Source organism: Caproiciproducens galactitolivorans (assembly GCF_004768785.1).
GTDB lineage: Bacteria > Bacillota > Clostridia > Oscillospirales > Acutalibacteraceae > Caproiciproducens > Caproiciproducens galactitolivorans.
Genome location: NZ_SRMQ01000008.1, coordinates 1 through 17151 on the forward strand (window position 1 = coordinate 1; position 17151 = coordinate 17151).

Sequence of the window (17151 nt, forward strand, 5' to 3'; positions counted from 1 at the left end):
TGTGTTATTCTTTCCTTGAGTCATTGGGACCAACTCCTTTTTGAATGTCTTGACACCATTCATTTTAAAGGAGTCCCAATGGCTTTTCTATACCTTCTCGAAATTGCGAACTTTATTGTACTCTATCGGTCTGTCAACCTAACAAAAATATCGAAGAGGTCTTCAAGATGAAAGACATAAATAGTTTAGAACATACCAAATGAAGATATCAATATTATATAGTATTTGCGCCGAAATATCGTAGACAAGTAATCTACAGAGATATAAGAACAGACATAGGCAAATACTCAGAAAGCTGTGCGAGCAAAAAGGAGTAGAAATAATAAAGGCGAATGTTTGTCCCGACCATATACATATGTTGATAAGTATTCCACCCAAATATAGCGTAGCACAGTATGGGATACTTAAAGGAAAAAGTAGTCTTATCATATTCGATAGGCATGCGAATTTAAAGTACAAATATGGGAATCGACCTTTCTGGGCAAGAGGGTATTATGTTGATACAGTAAGACGAAATAAAAAGCAGATACAGAAATACATAAAAAAGCAATTGGAAGAAGATCAGATAGCAGATCAGATGAGTGTTAAAGAATATATTGACCCGTTTACGGGTAGCAAAGAAACCAAGGCATAAATAAATACCCCTTAAGGGGTAGCCCCGAAAAAGCAATACAGTTGGCAGACCTTTTCGGCCCCTTTAGGGGTATTGTTCGTAATATGCCCTTCTAGGGCTTAATCATGCCTCCGGCTTAGCCGGAGGTTTTGACTCACTTTGCTCACCCGGAAATTGACTAGCTCAATAGAAAATTTATAATAGCTACAATAATATAACTACAATAATCCTCGCCCTTGCCGGGGGTTTCGCGCAGCAAAAAGCTCCGCACGCTTTAAGCATGCGGAGCCTTAATTTGAAATTAAGCGTTGTTGCGGGCAGCCATTGCCTTTTTAACTTCTTCTGTGAATATAGGAAGGATCTTCGTAACATCACCAACAATACCGTAATCCGCAACTTCGAAGATCGGAGCCGACTCATCCTTATTGATCGCAATGATCACATCGGACTCTTCCATACCTGCAAGGTGCTGAATCGCACCGGAAATACCGCAAGCTATGTAGAGATTCGGGCGTACCGTCTTACCTGTCTGGCCAACCTGAATATCCTTTTCAACCCAGCCGGCGTCAACACAAGCTCTTGAAGAGCTTACCGTACCGCCGAGAGCATCGGCCAAATCCTGAAGAAGCTTAAAGTTTTCGGGGCAACCCATACCGCGACCACCGGAAACCAGAATCTTCGCATCCTGAATGTCCATTTTATTGGATACTTTCTTGATGACCTCGAGAACTTCTACATTCTGATGATCCGGGCCGATTTCAATATCGAATTTATCAACAGGGGCTGTTGCACCTTCGATCGGCTTAATTTTTTGCATAACGCCCGGACGGACAGTTGCCATCTGCGGACGATGTTCCGGACAAAGAATGGTCGCCATAATATTGCCGCCAAAAGCAGGACGGGTCATTCTCAGATTCTTCGTGCCATCGTCTGCAATTTCCAGCTTCGTGCAGTCCGCAGTCAAGCCAGTCTTGACTCTAGCAGAGATGCGGGGAGCAAGATCGCGGCCGATTGCAGTTGCGCCGTAAAGAACGACTGCAGGCTTATATTTTTCAATAATCTTGCACATGCTGTGTGTATAAGGCTCCGTAGCATATACTTCAAGAGCCTTATTGTCGACCATAATGATCTTATCCGCACCATAGCGCGCTAAATCATTACAAAGGCCGGAAACATTATAGCCAAGCAGAACTGCCGTTACTTCTGTTTCCATATCTTTTGCAAGCTCTTTGGCTTTACCAAGAAGTTCAAAGGAAACACTAGCGATTTTATTGTCTACCTGTTGTACGAAAACAAATATGCCCTTATATTCTTGAATATCCATTTTGCTCACCACTTTCAACTATATAATGAATTTTTCTTTGAGCTTTTCCAGCATAAATTCTGCGGATTCCTGCGGGTCAAGGTTAACAAGCTGACCTGCTGCCTTCAAACTCTTTGTGAATGTCTGCGCAACTCTGGTAGGTGAGCCTTTCAAGCCAATGGCAGAATCCTCAACATCGATATCCTTACGGGTAATGATCTTAACTTCTGCGTTTCTGTAAGCGTCAAAAATTCCGCCCGGAGTCATATAACGCGGCTGATTCAATTCACTTAACGCAGTAATCAGGCAGGGCATTTTCGCCTTAACAATGTGATATCTGTCCTCATACTGGCGTTTTACAGTAACATAATCACCGTCAACTTTGATTTCTTCTGCATAGCTGATATTCGGAATGCCAAGATGTTCCGCAATCTGCGGGCCAACCTGAGCCGTATCGCCATCGATTGCCTGACGGCCTGTGATAATCAGGTCATAGGGAAGGGTTTTAAGAGCAGCTGCAATTGTTGTGGAGGTAGCCAAAGTATCGGCGCCGCCGAATGCTCTATCTGTTACCAGAATTGCTTCATCCGCACCCATCGCGAGCGCTTCGCGCAGGGCTGCGTCAGCCTGCGGCGGCCCCATGGTAAGTACTGTAACATGAGCGCCGAGTTCGTCTTTCAGGCGGAGGGCGGCTTCAAGGCCAGCTTTATCATCGGGATTAATAATACTGGGAACGCCTTCTCTGATAAGCGTTCCGGTTACCGGATCAAGTTTGACTTCATTTGTATTAGGAACTTGTTTAATGCAAACTACAATATTCAAAAATTGTCACTCCTTTTGGGCTTTATTGAATCACTTGAGTTCATGTGAGGAAATAACCATGCGCTGAACCTCACTGGTGCCTTCGTAGATCTCTGTAATCTTCGCGTCACGCATCATGCGCTCAACCGGATATTCTCTGGTGTAGCCATAACCGCCGTGAAGCTGAACTGCCTTTGTAGTAACTTCCATCGCAACTTCGGCTGCAAACAATTTTGCCATTGCCGCTTCCTCGGAGTAAACCTTCTGCGTGTCTTTCGCCATCGCAGCGCGGTATACGAGCATCTGGGCAGCCTTAATTTTTGTTGCCATATCGGCAAGCTGGAACTGTGTGTTCTGGAATTTAGCAAGCGGTTTGCCGAATTGCTTTCTTTCCTTTACATACTTGACGGTTTCTTCGTAAGCACCCTCAGCCAAGCCCAAAGCCTGTGCCGCAATACCAATACGGCCACCATCCAAAGTATTCATAGCAAGGTTGAAACCTTTGCCCTCTTTACCCAAAAGATTCTCTTTCGGAACAATGCAGTTTTCAAAGATCAGCTCGCAGGTAGAAGAACCGCGAATACCCATCTTCTTCTCTTTCTTGCCAACGCTGAAGCCAGGGAAGTCTTTCTCAACAATAAAAGCGGAAATGCCTTTTGTGCCCTTGCTCTTATCCGTCATTGCAATAACAATATATGTATCTGCATAGCCGGCGTTGGTAATAAAGATTTTGCTACCGTTCAATACATAATGATCGCCTTCCAGTACGGCTTTTGTCTGCTGCATGGAAGCATCCGTACCGGCATTCGGCTCCGTCAACGCAAAAGCGCCCAATTTTTCACCTTTTGCAAGCGGAACAAAATATTTCTGGATTTGTTCAGGAGTACCAAATTTTAAAATCGGAGCAGCACCCAAAGAAGTATGTCCGGAAATAACAACGCTTGTTGTTCCGCAGACTTTCGCTACTTCCTCAATACACATGACATAGGCAAGAGTGTCGCAGCCTTGTCCGCCGTATTCCTTCGGAAAAGGAATTCCCAGAAAACCGTATTTACGAAGCTTTTCTACTGTTTCAGTTGGAAAACGCTCTTGTTCATCCAATTCCTGAGCCAACGGCTTTATTTCGTTTTCCGCAAACTCTCTGTAGAGATTGCGAGCCATCTCGTGTTCTTTGCTAAGTACGAAATCCATACTCGTTCCTCCAAAATCTATTTTTGCAACAACTGCTTATTTTGAATAATCGTAGAAACCCTTACCGGTTTTTCTTCCCAGCAATCCGCCGCGAACCATTTTCCGGAGTAAAGGATGAGGACGATATTTGCTGTCGCCTGTTTCAGACTGGAGTACTTCCATTACAGCAAGAACAACATCCAAACCGATCAAGTCGCCTAAAGCCAGAGGTCCCATCGGATGGTTTGCGCCAAGCTGCATCGCCGTATCAATATCTTCCGCAGAGGCAGTTCCGTCAGCGTAGATTCCAACCGCTTCGTTAATCATCGGGACAAGGATTCTGTTTACAACGAAGCCGGCAGCTTCTTTAACCTGAACCGGTGTTTTGCCGATCTGGACAGAAATCTGCTTAATCTTCTCTACTGTCTCGTCCGGGGTTGTAATGCCGGCAATAACTTCGACCAGCTTCATTACAGGAGCAGGATTGAAGAAGTGCATACCGACAACCGCTCTGTCAAGGCCGCTGGAAATTTCCGTGATGGAAAGAGAAGAAGTATTTGTAGCAAAAATTGCATCCGGCTTGCAGATGCCCTGTAATGCCTTAAACAGTTCCTTCTTCAGTTCCATTTTTTCAAGAGCTGCTTCTACAATCAAGTCACAGTCGGAAACAATTTCTCGTGTACCGGTTGTAATCTTAGCAAGGATCGCATCCGCTTTCGCCTGATCCATTTTGCCCTTGGAAACAAGTCTTTCAAAGTTCTTGGCAATTTTCTTTTTCCCGCTGGCGGCGAATTCTTCGTTAATATCGCAAAGCTTTACTGTAAACCCGTCGGTCTGAGCAAATGCCTGGGCAATACCGGAACCCATGGTACCCGCGCCAATAATACCAACTATCATTTTTATTCCTCCTGATAAATATATTTTAATTATTTGTTAACAAACGGTTCTGGTTTACGTTTCTCCAGGAAAGCCGTCATCGCATTTTTCTGATCTTGTGTTTCAAAGCAGGAGGCATGCATCGCGGCTTCAATTTGAACGCCTGTATCGATATCTGTCTGCAAGCCAAGGTTGATTGCTTTCTTTGTTGCGCGAACAGCAATCGGAGCATTTGCAGCGATTTTGCCTGCCAGCTTCTCACATTCCGCCATGAGTTGGTCGGAAGAATAAACTGCATTTACGAGGCCGATTTTCAACGCTTCGTCCGCTTTCACTTTGCAGCAGGTATAAAGCATTTCTTTTGCCTTGCCAACGCCGATTGTGCGCGCGAGTCTCTGCGTACCGCCAAAACCGGCAACAATCGCCAAGCCGGCTTCAGGCTGGCCAAACACAGCGTTTTCCGACGCAATGCGGATATCGCAGCTAAGGGCGAGCTCGCATCCGCCGCCAAGTGCAAAACCGTTTACAGCCGCAATGACCGGTATCGGCAGTTTTTCAATTTTTCTAAAAACTGCATTTCCCCTTGCGCTGAAGGCTTCCGCTTCTGCTCTTGTTTTATTGCACATTTCGCCGATATCGGCACCGGCGACGAAAGACTTTTGTCCCGCACCGGTGATGATAACGCATCTTGTATCGTCAATGGAAATGCTGTCAATGACAGCTTCCAAATCGTTCAGCACTTCACTATTTAACGCATTCAGTGCTTTTTCACGGTCAATGGTAATGGTCCCGATAAATCCCTTTTGCTCGTATTTAACGTAACTCATAATCCAATTACCCTTCTTTCTTCCGCTTTAATTAAGCATCCTCGCCCATTTTAACAATAGCGGAAACACCCATGCCGCCGCCTACGCAAAGTGTAGCAAGACCGTACTTGGAATTTCTGCGCTTCATTTCATGAAGCAGAGTTACAAGGATTCTGCAGCCGGAGCATCCGACCGGATGGCCTAACGCAATTGCGCCACCGTTAACGTTTACCTTGTTCATATCGAGTTTCAGATCGTGGACAACCGCCAAAGACTGAGCGGCAAACGCTTCGTTTGCTTCAATAAGATCCATATCGTCAACGGTAAGGCCGGTTTTCTCCATAACCTTGCGTGTGCTGAAAATCGGGCCAAGTCCCATAACGGAAGGATCAACGCCGGCGGAAGCGCCTGCAACCCAAGTAGCCATCGGTTTTACGCCGAGCTCTTTTGCTTTTTCTTCGCTCATAACAACGATCGCAGCCGCGCCGTCGTTAATTCCGGAAGCATTGCCCGCGGTTACAGTACCACCCTCTTTGAAAGCAGGCTTCAAGCCGGAAAGGCTCTCAACAGTAACGCCGGAACGGGGGCCTTCGTCTTTGTCAAACATAATGGTTTCCTTTTTGACTTTGACAGGAACCGGAACGATTTCTTCGTCGAATTTGCCTTCCGCACGCGCCTTTTCGCATTTCTGCTGGCTGAGGGCTGCAAATTCATCCTGCATCTGGCGGGTAAGGCCATATTTCTCTGCAACATTTTCAGCAGTAATACCCATATGGTAATGATTGAATGTATCCTCCAAGCCGTCATGAATCATGGAGTCAAGCAGCTCGCCGTTATTCATGCGATAACCGAAACGGGCTTTTTTAAGAAGATACGGAGCGCCGGACATGTTTTCCATACCGCCGGCAATAATGATATCCGCTTCACCGGCTTCAACTAAAGCCGCAGCAACGTTAACGCTCTTCAATGCGGAACCGCAAAGGTTATTTAAGGTGAAAGCAGGAACACTTACCGGAATACCAGCAAAAACAGCCGACTGGCGCGCAACGTTCTGTCCAAGTCCAGCCTGGTAAACGCAGCCCATGATAACTTCATCAACCTGCTCAGGCTTAATGTTTGCGCGTTTCATTGCTTCTTTAATAACAATTGTACCAAGAGTCGGTGTGGGAACATTCGATAACGCACCACCCATTTTACCAATTGCTGTTCGGCAGGCACCTGCCAATACGACTTTTCTTGACATAAAAATTTCCTCCATTCATCTTTTACACTACATACCTTGATAATAATTACATTACATACTAACCGTAAGTGATATGTTAAATATATCACAATATGCTTTGTTTTGCAATACAAGAAAACGAAAATTGCGATAAATTTGCTAGTCACTTTTCACATAATGTCTAATATAATTTAAAAAATTATAGGTTATTTGTTTTAAGCTATAAAATATTTCGTTGTTTTCTAATCAAATTTGTTGAATGTTTACATTGCTACAAAAATCAAATTTTATCATAACTCATAAAAATAATGGATAAAACGCTCAACTTCTTGTTCAGGTGTAGCCCAAGATGTAACGAGGCGGATTGCCGTATGAAGAGGATCGGTCTTTTCCCAAATTTCAAAATCAAAATTCTGCCGAAGCTTATCGACGAAATCATCGGGTAAAATCGGAAAAATCTGATTGGTGGGAGAATTGGAAAGAAATTCGAATCCTGAATTTCGGATCGCAATTCGCATCAATTCCGCCATATTGTTTGCATGTTCCGCCAACTCATAATATAAATTTTTCTCGAACAGCGTCTCAAATTGCACGCCCAAAAGCATACCCTTTGCAAGCATCGCACCCCTTTGCTTCAGTATGTAGCGAAAATCATCTTTTAATGCATGATTACAGATGACCAGAGCTTCGCCCAAAAGCGCGCCGTTTTTGGTGCCTCCGATGGAAAAAGCATCGCAGAGCTGCGCCAAATCCCGCAGCGTAAGGTCGTTTCCCTGCGCCGTAAGCGCCGAACCCAGGCGCGCGCCGTCTAAATAAAGATACAAGCCGTTCTCCCTGCAAAAAGCGCTCAGTTGGGACAGCAGAGCCTTCGTATAAACCGTACCGACTTCGGTAGAGTCAGAGATATACACAAGCTTTGGTTTTACGGTATGTTCACTTGTATAGGAATCCAGAATCGGTTTTATAAGCAGCGGCGTCAGAAGCCCTTCGTCAGCCTTTACCGTTAGAATTTTGTGCCCAGTTGCTTCAACCGCGCCGGTTTCATGCCCGTTAATATGACCGATTTCCGCAGAAACCGCCGCCTCCCAGGGACGTAAAAAAGCGGAAATGGCGATCAGGTTTGTTTGCGTGCCGCCCTCCAGAAAATGAATGTCGGCATCGCCGCGACCCATTTTTTTCCGAATCAGATTTGCAGCGTTCAAGCTATGGCTGTCCATCCCATAGGCGGCGTTCTGTTCCCCGCTGACTTTGGAAAGAGCCTCCAGAATTTTCGCGTGCGCTCCCTCGCTGTAATCGTTTTTAAAACTATACATACTGTCTTCCTCCGACGTTACATATTTTCAAAGGATCTGCGAATGAATCGGTGAATTTCCTTCTGGCTCCCCTTTACCGTACCCTGAACAAGTCCCTTGGAACCGCCTCCGCGTCCGTTCAAGGCTTTATTGAATTCTTTGATGAAAGGCCGGACGTCTTCGCTCGTGCTGCCAATCGCATATTTGTAGCCCTGTGTTTCATCGCCGGAAAATACCGCGGCTATCCCGCTGCATCGCTCGCAGAGCAGCAGGCAGAATGTCCGCAGGTCATTCGGGGTTAAGTTTTCTTCAAACAAACAGAGATTTTTTGTACCTTCCGGAACACTTTCCGCTTGTTCTGCAAGCATCCGGTGCCGTATTTCGGCAAGCTGCTTTTTCAGCGAGGCGTTCTCTTCCAGCACGCGCTCCACCGCTTGGCCGATTTCTTCCGGCTTGGCGGACAGCAGCACGGAAACCGCGCCGACGCTCTTTTCCTTTTCGTTGTAGTCGGCGACTGCTCTGTCCCCGCACAACATGCTGACGCGCGTGCCGCCTTTATACCTCTGTGCGGACATAATCTTAATTACGCCGATTTCACCTGTTCTGACCACATGCGTACCGCAGCAGGCGCAGGCATCATAACCGGGGACCGTTACAATGCGCACCTTCCCTGTAAGCTCTTTTTTACTGCGGTAATCCAAAACAGCCAGCTCTTCTTCCGAAGGACAATCGGTTTTTATTTCGATGTTGCGGAAAACCGCTTCGTTGGCCAGCCGTTCGACCAAAGCAAGATCGTTTTCGCCCAGTTCGCCATTAAAGTCAACGGTGATTGCTTTTGCACCCATATGGAAACCGACATTGTCAAGGTGATAAAAGCGGTGAACAAGCCCGGATACGATATGCTCGCCGGAATGCTGCTGCATCAGCGAAAAGCGGCGCGGCCAGTTGATCCCGCACCTTACCGATGACCCCACCGCAAGCGGCCTGTCAGTTTTGTGGATGATAATGCCCTTTTTTTCTTGAACATCCAATACATTAACGGTGTTGATAACACCTGTATCCGCGGGCTGCCCGCCGCCTTCCGGATAAAAAGCTGTTCGGTTCAGAACAACATGATAAACATTTTCCTGCCTTTCACATTTAAGAACTTTTGCCGTAAATGTCCTTAAGTATGTATTTTGATAATAGAGTTTTTCTGTTTCCTGCTCCACTTTCTTCCCTGCTTTCCTAATAATTGCATTCGAGATTGTATTTTATTATGAATCTGTATAGCCAGATCATTCTGTTTCATTAATTACGCCTACGCCGCTTTGTTCAGGGATACGTACCGGTCACGCCAGACACACCATCCCGTAACCGCGGCGATTACGATGATCCCTCCCACAAAGGCAAACCAACCGGGCTTTTCGCCGTTAAACAGGAATACCCAAACCGGATTCAGCAGCGGTTCAATTGCACCAATCAGCGAACAGGCAAGCGGCGGGCAATGTTTAACGGCCAATCCATATAGGATGTAAGGAATGCCCAACTGAAACACCCCAAGGGCTAAAATGCTTAAAACGGAAGCCGTCGTAACCGGCGCCGGCACAAAAAAAGCAACCGGTATTCCAATAACAGCGGTGAACAAATGTCCAAACAATATCGCGCTCATACGCGCATCGTCATCCATATGCCCGGTAAAGACATACATTCCCGCCATAAACAAACCGGCTAAAATCGCAATACAGTTTCCAATCAAATTCCCCGTACCAAGCTTATCGAAGAAAAACAAAGATATGCCGGTCAATGTGAATGCCACCGCGATTATGTCCGCCTTATAGAAGCGCTGACGAAAGAAAAACGCGGATAAAATCATGATAAATACTGGAGATGTAAATTGCAGAACAATCGCGTTTGCCGCCGTAGTCATTTTGTTCGCTGTTACAAACGCAAAAAATGTCCCCGCAATAAAGAGACCACTCACGATAGAATACAGGTTCACTTTTATATGCCTTCCGGTAGCCCTTAAAAAAAGAACAACAACTACTGCCGCGATTCCGCTGCGAAATCCTGCAATTACAAAAGGATTCCACGGTACCATTTTGATAAAGATACCGGCAATACTCCATAAGGTTGCACAGGCAGCCATTAACAAAACGGCATGTTTTTGCGGGTTCAAAGGCATCATCATATTTTATTCCCCTTATTCTATTCCGATTTCGACTTTCTTTGAATATCTTTTATATAATAAGCGTTTATTTTAAAAATTGCAATTCTTAAAATCTTTGCATAGAGGAAGTTACCTAGTTAAATTTTTATTATTTCCTACAATTATATTGAAATAAAATCGTCTAATTTAATCTATTTTTACAACTAAGATGCTGTTATAATAAATATGAAGAAATTATTAACGAGGAGTGTTACAGATGAAGTTTACAATTACATTCTTTGTAGTTGCTTCAATTGCTGTTTCTGTTCTTTCTTTTTTATTCGCGGCATGGCTCTACCAGTGGGTTAAAAAGCAACCATCGTCGAACCCTCGGATTGCTGAGGTAGGGCAATTAATCCGAAACGGCGCGAATACTTTTTTAACAAAGGAATACATCGTCTTAGCGAAATTTGCCGGTGTGGCGGCGCTCCTCATTTTCCTTTTCCTCCCAACCCCTGTATGGAACGGCCATTATCTTGATAACCTTGTTATGGCTTTGTCCTACATATGCGGAACGATTTTCTCTGCAATCGCCGGCGTGGTCGGTATACAAATCGCAACCATAGCCAATGTGAAAACAGCAGAAGCCGCGCAAAGCGGCATCAAGCCGTCTTTTATGTCCGGCTTCCGCGGAGGAGCAGTGATGGGCATGGCAGTTGTTGGGGGAACTCTCCTTGGCGTTTCCCTCGTCATGCTGTTTACAAACAATACCACCGCGCTGCTGGGTTTCAGCTTCGGCGCCAGTTCCCTCGCTTTATTTGCAAAAGCGGGTGGCGGCATCTTTACAAAAACTGCGGATATTAGTGCGGATTTGGTCGGTAAGGTGGAACTTGGCATTCCCGAAGACGACCCGAGAAACCCCGCGGTTATTGCGGATAATGTCGGGGATAACGTTGGAGACGTAGCCGGCATGGGCGCCGATCTGTTCGATTCAAACGTTGCTTCCATGGCCGCGGCGCTTGTAATCGCGGCATCCTTGGACAATGTTGCCGGGGGAATCACAAACACCAGCTTGGTTTTCTGTTACGCGGCCGTCGGCTTATTTGCCTCAATTATCGGAGTTGCAACCGCCAGAATGGGCAAACACGGCAACCCTACAAAAGCATTAAACAGCAGCACTTATGTAACAACCGCAATTTTCGCCCTGTTAACAGCCGCCGCCACTTGGCTTTTCCAGTTTGAGTGGCGCATTTGGGGCGCAAGCATCGTCGGGCTTTTGGTCGGCGTTATCATCGGCATTGCCAGCGATTACTTTACGGACGATACAAAAAAACCGGTCCATCAAGTTGCAAAGGCCTCCGAATCCGGTCCGGCATTTACGATTTTATCCGGCATATCCTATGGATTTATCAGTACGCTGCCCGCCATGATGGGAATTGCCATTTCCGCGTTGGCCGCATATAAGCTTTGCGAACCGATCGGTCCCGGATATGCGATGTTCGGGATATCGATGTCTGCGGTCGGAATGCTCTCGATTGTGGGCATGATTATTTCCAACGATGCTTACGGCCCCATCGTGGACAACGCACGCGGGCTTGCCGAAATGGGGAATTTGGGCGACGACGTGCTGGAAATTACGGACGCGCTGGACAGCGCCGGCAATACCGTAAAAGCGGTGACCAAGGGCTTTGCGATCGGAGCAGCGGGCCTGACCGTAATCGCACTTCTCGGCGCTTTCATCAGCGAAGTAAATGACGCTGCCGCAGCGCTTGGAGTAAAAGGATTGACCGGGTTTGACGTTATGAATCCGATTGTCTTTTTCGGGCTTCTGATCGGGGCTTCCGTCCCGGCGGTATTTTCCGCCATGCTGATGCTTGGCGTTGACCGCAACGCGCAGAGAATGGTTTCCGAAATCCACCGCCAGTTCCGTGAAATTACCGGTTTAAAGGAAGGAAAAGAGGGCGTTGCTCCCGAATACGATAAATGCATTGAGATTGCCACCTTCGGCGCATTAAAAGAATTGATTCCCGCAGGACTTGTTACGATTATCCTGACGATCATCGTCGGCTTTATCGGTGGCGTACAGGCCATTGGCGGTTTCCTGTGCGGCAATATTATCAGCGGCCTGCTCCTTGCCCTGTTTATGAGCAACGCCGGCGGCCTTTGGGATAATTCCAAAAAATACATTGAGTCCGGAAACAACGGCGGCAAAGGTTCCGACGCACATAAGTCTGCGGTTGTCGGCGATACCGTCGGGGATCCGTTTAAAGACACCGCCGGACCGTCGATTAACACGCAGATTACGGTGGTTTCCCTTGTATCTTCGCTGATGTCCACCCTGTTCCTGACTTTATCCTTCATCCGATAACATGATTTACATCTATCATAAAGCAAAGGGGCTTCCGCAACAACGGAAGCCTCTTTGCTTTTATAAATATCAATTAATGGTGTCCAGTTTTAACAAAATTCAGTTTACAATGCTTTCTTTTCGAAATGAAAGTACCCAGCCATTTTCGGAAATCGGTTTTCGATCATTTGATAAAGTTCCCGAATCCTTGCGTCGGTACATTCGTCGTAATCGCTGAACGGGAACGGAAGGCCCATCGCCTCATATTTGCTCCTGCACAGCTTGCGAAACGGCAGAAGCTCCAGCCGCTCCAAATTGGAAAATCCGGAAGCCAGTTCCGCGATTTTCAGAATGTGGTCCCTGCCATCCGTCAAATTCGGAACAACAACATGCCGAATCCACAGCGGCACCCGCAGTTTTTCCGTTTGCTTTAGAAACCGCAGGACCGTATCCATGTTTCCCCGGCAATAACGCAGGTAATCCTCTGCAACGGAAAACTTCAGGTCACAAAGAACCAAATCGGTTTGAAGCAGTACCGAGCGAGCACCCTCCGGGTCACCGATGCCGGTGGTGTCCAGCGCCGTATGGATTCCTTCGTTATGGAGCCGGCGAAACAACTCAGAAACGAACTCCCACTGCAGCAGCGGTTCTCCGCCCGAAACGGTAACCCCGCCGTTTTCCCAAAAATAGGGTTTGTAGCGCAGAATTTTCTCCAGGACTTCGTCTACTGTGTATTCCGTCCCGTCGAAATTCCAGGTGTCCGGGTTGTGGCAATACGCGCAGCGAAGCGTGCACCCCTGCAGAAACACGACATAACGCACGCCGGGGCCGTCCACCGCCCCCAGGCTTTGAAAGGAATGGATCCTGCCCTTCATCACATCGCCTCGTGGAAGGTGCGGGAAATCACTTCCCTCTGCTGTTCCTTGGACAGCTTGTGAAAATTCACAGCATACCCGGATACGCGGATCGTCAGGTTTGGGTAGCGTTCCGGGTGCTCATAGGCTTCCATCAGCGTTTCGCGGTTCAGCACGTTCACATTGATGTGGTGCGCATTTTGCAGAAAATAGCCGTTCAGAATAGACACCAGATTCCTATGGCGATCCTCCTCGGTGTACCCTAATGCCTGCGGCACAATGGAAAAGGTGTTGGATATGCCATCCTTGCAGGTATCATAGGACAGCTTGGCAACCGAGTTCAGCGACGCGAGCGCGCCGTTCTTCTCGCGGTTGTGCATGGGATTTGCGCCGGGGGCAAAGGGCTCGCCGGATTTTCTTCCGTCCGGGGTTGCCCCGGTCTTTTTGCCGTAAACAACATTGGACGTTATCGTCAGGATGGAAAGCGTATGCTCCGCGTTGCGGTAGGTCGGATTTTTTTTCAAGGCTTCAAAGAACAGTTTCACCTGTTCCTGCGCGATCAAATCCACGCGGTCGTCATCGTTGCCGTAGGCCGGGTATTCGCCAATGGTTTCAAAGTCCTTAATTAGCCCGCTTTCATCGCGGATACATTTTACTTTCGCATATTTAATCGCAGAAAGCGAATCGGTCAAAACCGAAAGCCCGGCAATGCCGAACGCCATGAAACGGTGCACATTGGTGTCGTGCAGCGCCATCTGCGTTTTTTCGTAGGCGTATTTGTCATGCATGTAATGGATGATGTTCATGGCGCTCACATAGGTTTTCGCCAGCCAGTCGCGGTAAAAGGCCATGCTCTCCATGACTTTGTCATAATTGAGGATATCGTCCTCATAAGGCGTTCGCTTTGGGGCAATCTGCTGCCCGCTTTTTTCATCGCGGCCGCCATTTAAGCTCATCAGCAGAAGCTTCGCAAGGTTTGCCCTTGCCCCGAAGAACTGCATATCCTTCCCCAAGCGCATGGCCGAAACGCAGCAGGCAATCCCATAATCGTCGCCGAATTTCGGACGCATGACGTCGTCGTTTTCAAACTGGATGGCATTTGTGTCGCAGGATACCTTCGCAGCATAGCGCTTGAAGTTTTCCGGCAGCTTGTTGGACCACAGGATGGTAAGGTTCGGTTCGGCTGAGGGGCCTAAATTGTATAGCGTATGGAGCATGCGGAAAGAGCTTTTCGTCACCAGGGTTCTGCCGTCCTCGCCCATGCCTCCGACCGACTCGGTAATCCACATCGGGTCGCCCGCAAACAGTTCGTTGTACTCCGGCGTGCGCAGGTGCCGCGCCATACGCAGCTTCATAACAAAATCGTCGAAAATTTCCTGTACCTGCTGCTCCGTAAGAACACCGTTTTTCAGATCGCGCTCAAAATAAATATCCAGGAACGTGCTGACCCGCCCTAAGCTCATGGCAGCGCCGTTCTGCTCCTTGATTGCCCCCAGATACCCGAAGTACAGCCATTGCACCGCCTCTTTTCCGTTTTCCGCGGGCCTGGCGATGTCGAAGCCGTACATGGCAGCCATCTCTTTAAGATAACCTAAAAACGTGATCTGTTGGTACAATTCTTCCAGCTGCCGGATGTGGTCAGCATCGAGAATCTGCGCACCAATTTCTGCTTTGTCTTTTTTCTTTTCCTCAATCAGCCGGTCAATTCCGTAAAGCGCAACTCTCCGGTAGTCGCCGATAATGCGCCCCCTTCCGTAGGCGTCCGGCAGGCCGGTAATAATGCCACAGTGGCGCGCCGCGCGGATTTCATCCGTGTAGGCGCGGAAAACACCGTCGTTATGAGTGGTGCGGTACTGAAATTCCTTCTCCACTTCCTTTGAAAGCTCGTACCCGTATGCCTTGCACGCCTCGCGCGTCATTCTCAGCCCGCCGAAGGGATTGACTCCCCGCCTTAACGGTTTGTCTGTCTGGAGCCCTACGATAATCTCCTGTTCCCGATCCAGATAGCCGGGGCGGTAACTCTTCAGCGAACTGACGGTTCGGGTGTCAACATCCAGCACCCCGCCGGATTTCCGCTCAAGCTCCAACAGATGGTTCAGCTTTTCCATCAGCGATTTTGTCCGTTCCGTCGCCGGAGTAAGGAATTCGTCACCACCCTCGTACGGCGTGTAATTTGCCTGGATAAAATTCCGGACATTAATTTCCGTTTTCCAGCGTTCTCCGTTAAAATTTTTCCATGCCTGTTCGTTCATAAACTCTCCTTCTGCTTTCAAGGCATCTGGTTTTTCCCCGTCCGCTCTGAAAAAAGAAATAAAAAAAGGGCGGCACTTGGTCAAAACCAAAATGCTGCCCAGACGGTCGGCTTAATTCAAGGCTTTTTTCCCCTGTGGTTTTATCCACATAATCCGTCAGTAATAAAAGCCCGTTCGATTGTGTTTTTATTATAAGGTATCCGCACAGGATTTGTCAACCGGCAGCAGCTTTCATTTTTTTACATCCTTCCCCCTATTTCTTCCCGGTTATTGTACAGATTTGCCTAGAAAAGCCTCGCAAAAACTACAACATGGATCTGAAAAGAGAACAGAAAGTATGAATTGGACGCAACAAGATATAATAATCATATATTTTAATCATGGAGGATAATGGATTTCATATGAAAGTGAAAACAGCATGCACAAAAATAGTATCCATATCTCTCGTCTTTACCCTGCTTACTGCATGTGGTTCACAGCAGTCTTCTGAATCAGGAGCCACACAGACAGAATCGTCTTCCCAAGCAGATCAAGGCTCGGAAAAAGCCCTCCCTGATTTAATCGGCCTGGAAAATAATATTGAAATGATTATAAAAACGCTGAACGGTCCGGCTGTTCTGGTCAAACAGGGAATGCAGCAAAATGACCAAAGCACGCAGTCAGGACAGAATAATGCAAGCTCGCAGGAAAACCAGAGCAGCCAGGAAAGCCAAGGTCAACAAGAGGGACAGTACACGCAGGCAAACCAAAGCTCACAGCAAAGCCAAGGTGGGCAGCAAAGCCAGCCGCAGACCTCCAGCCAGCCAGACCCAATGACCACGGTTTCCCAAACCGTAGATATGATGCACTATCAATGGAACAATTTAATGGCTGCGGCTGTAAAAAAAGGCGCCAAACAAGAGTTGATTAATAATTTCAGCACGGCACTGAATAATTTGTCCAACACCGTAAGCAGCAAAAATAAGATGAATATCATGCTGGCCGCAAACAAGGTTTATGCCAATATACCGGATTTATATTCTCTCTTTCAACCAAAACCTTCGCCGGAAATTAAACGGGTGCGCTATTATTCGAGAAGTGCCATTCTGAACTCGTTAGCTTCTAACTGGAAACAGGCGGACTCAGATATCAGCAACCTGAAATCCGTCTGGGAGCTGTATAAAAACAGCTTGGGCAAAGAGCAGCAGGATATGGCAAATAAACTTGATCTATCAATCATAGAACTGGAAAAGGTTGTAAAAGGGAAAAATCTGAAATTAGTCGATATAAAAGGAAAAGTCATGTTGTCAAACACAGAAGCTTTGGAAAAGGCAGCCGAAAGCGGGTCCAAAGGGCAATCCGTCGGAGAGCAATCCGGACAGGAACAATCCGGCAGGCAGTAAGCTGTACTGCATAGACAAAATGAGCATTTCGTTAATTGAAAACCCGTGCTATGCGTGGGGTTTTCAATTGACAAGAAAAGCCACAAATCCGTATGATTGCTGGAT

General features: G+C 47.2%; 13 protein-coding genes, 1 pseudogene and 1 riboswitch. Of the genes and pseudogenes, 3 read left to right on the forward strand and 11 right to left on the reverse strand.

The window, feature by feature from the left end; all coding sequences use genetic code 11:
• Positions 1-218: 218 nt before the first annotated feature.
• A pseudogene (gene tnpA, locus CAGA_RS08645) lies at positions 219-634 on the forward strand (IS200/IS605 family transposase).
• A 280-nt stretch (positions 635-914) separates the two neighbouring features.
• Here tnpA and CAGA_RS08650 read toward each other — a convergent pair.
• From CAGA_RS08650 to CAGA_RS08690, 9 genes are all read right to left on the reverse strand, one after another.
• Complete coding sequence (locus tag CAGA_RS08650; protein ID WP_135659895.1) at positions 915-1937, reverse strand: electron transfer flavoprotein subunit alpha/FixB family protein; 1023 nt, start codon at positions 1935-1937, stop codon at positions 915-917.
• Positions 1938-1955: 18 nt separating this feature from the next.
• Positions 1956-2738 carry an electron transfer flavoprotein subunit beta/FixA family protein gene (locus CAGA_RS08655; RefSeq protein ID WP_135659897.1) on the reverse strand — a complete coding sequence of 261 codons (783 nt, stop codon included), beginning with the start codon at positions 2736-2738 and terminating at the stop codon, positions 1956-1958.
• A 30-nt stretch (positions 2739-2768) separates the two neighbouring features.
• A complete protein-coding gene (locus CAGA_RS08660; protein ID WP_135659900.1) occupies positions 2769-3908 on the reverse strand; it encodes an acyl-CoA dehydrogenase in 1140 nt (379 codons plus the stop codon).
• A 36-nt stretch (positions 3909-3944) separates the two neighbouring features.
• Complete coding sequence (locus CAGA_RS08665) at positions 3945-4784, reverse strand: 3-hydroxybutyryl-CoA dehydrogenase (protein ID WP_135659902.1); 840 nt, start codon at positions 4782-4784, stop codon at positions 3945-3947.
• A gap of 29 nt (positions 4785-4813) precedes the next feature.
• Positions 4814-5590: an enoyl-CoA hydratase-related protein gene (locus CAGA_RS08670; protein ID WP_135659904.1), complete on the reverse strand. Its 777-nt coding sequence runs from the start codon at positions 5588-5590 to the stop codon at positions 4814-4816.
• A 31-nt stretch (positions 5591-5621) separates the two neighbouring features.
• Positions 5622-6812 carry an acetyl-CoA C-acetyltransferase gene (locus CAGA_RS08675; RefSeq protein WP_135659906.1) on the reverse strand — a complete coding sequence of 397 codons (1191 nt, stop codon included), beginning with the start codon at positions 6810-6812 and terminating at the stop codon, positions 5622-5624.
• A gap of 269 nt (positions 6813-7081) precedes the next feature.
• Positions 7082-8104 (reverse strand): threonine aldolase family protein, encoded by a 1023-nt coding sequence (locus CAGA_RS08680; RefSeq protein ID WP_135659908.1) that lies wholly within the window; start codon positions 8102-8104, stop codon positions 7082-7084.
• 17 nt (positions 8105-8121) lie between these two features.
• The gene (locus CAGA_RS08685; RefSeq protein ID WP_135659910.1) at positions 8122-9294 is read right to left on the reverse strand and encodes an alanyl-tRNA editing protein; all 1173 of its coding nucleotides are present in this window, start codon (positions 9292-9294) and stop codon (positions 8122-8124) included.
• Positions 9295-9383: 89 nt separating this feature from the next.
• Entirely contained in the window at positions 9384-10253 is an 870-nt protein-coding gene (locus CAGA_RS08690) for a DMT family transporter (protein WP_135659912.1), read from the reverse strand.
• 235 nt (positions 10254-10488) lie between these two features.
• On the opposite strand from CAGA_RS08690, the gene CAGA_RS08695 reads away from it, so the two are divergent.
• Positions 10489-12579, forward strand: coding sequence for a sodium-translocating pyrophosphatase (locus CAGA_RS08695; RefSeq protein ID WP_135659914.1), 2091 nt, complete (start codon positions 10489-10491; stop codon positions 12577-12579).
• A gap of 104 nt (positions 12580-12683) precedes the next feature.
• On the opposite strand, the gene pflA is transcribed toward CAGA_RS08695, so the two are convergent.
• Both pflA and pflB read right to left on the reverse strand, forming a co-directional pair.
• Entirely contained in the window at positions 12684-13433 is a 750-nt protein-coding gene (gene pflA / locus CAGA_RS08700) for a pyruvate formate-lyase-activating protein (RefSeq protein ID WP_135659917.1), read from the reverse strand.
• Positions 13433-15664, reverse strand: a complete 2232-nt coding sequence (gene pflB, locus CAGA_RS08705) for a formate C-acetyltransferase (protein WP_135659919.1) — start codon at positions 15662-15664, stop codon at positions 13433-13435. The genes pflA and pflB overlap by 1 nt, the downstream gene beginning before the upstream one ends.
• Before the next feature lie 89 nt (positions 15665-15753).
• Positions 15754-15838, reverse strand: a riboswitch (ZMP/ZTP riboswitch).
• Between the two features lie 227 nt (positions 15839-16065).
• Between pflB and CAGA_RS08710 the strand changes: the two genes are divergently transcribed.
• Entirely contained in the window at positions 16066-17046 is a 981-nt protein-coding gene (locus CAGA_RS08710; protein WP_135659921.1) for a hypothetical protein, read from the forward strand.
• The last annotated feature ends 105 nt before the right edge of the window (positions 17047-17151 follow it).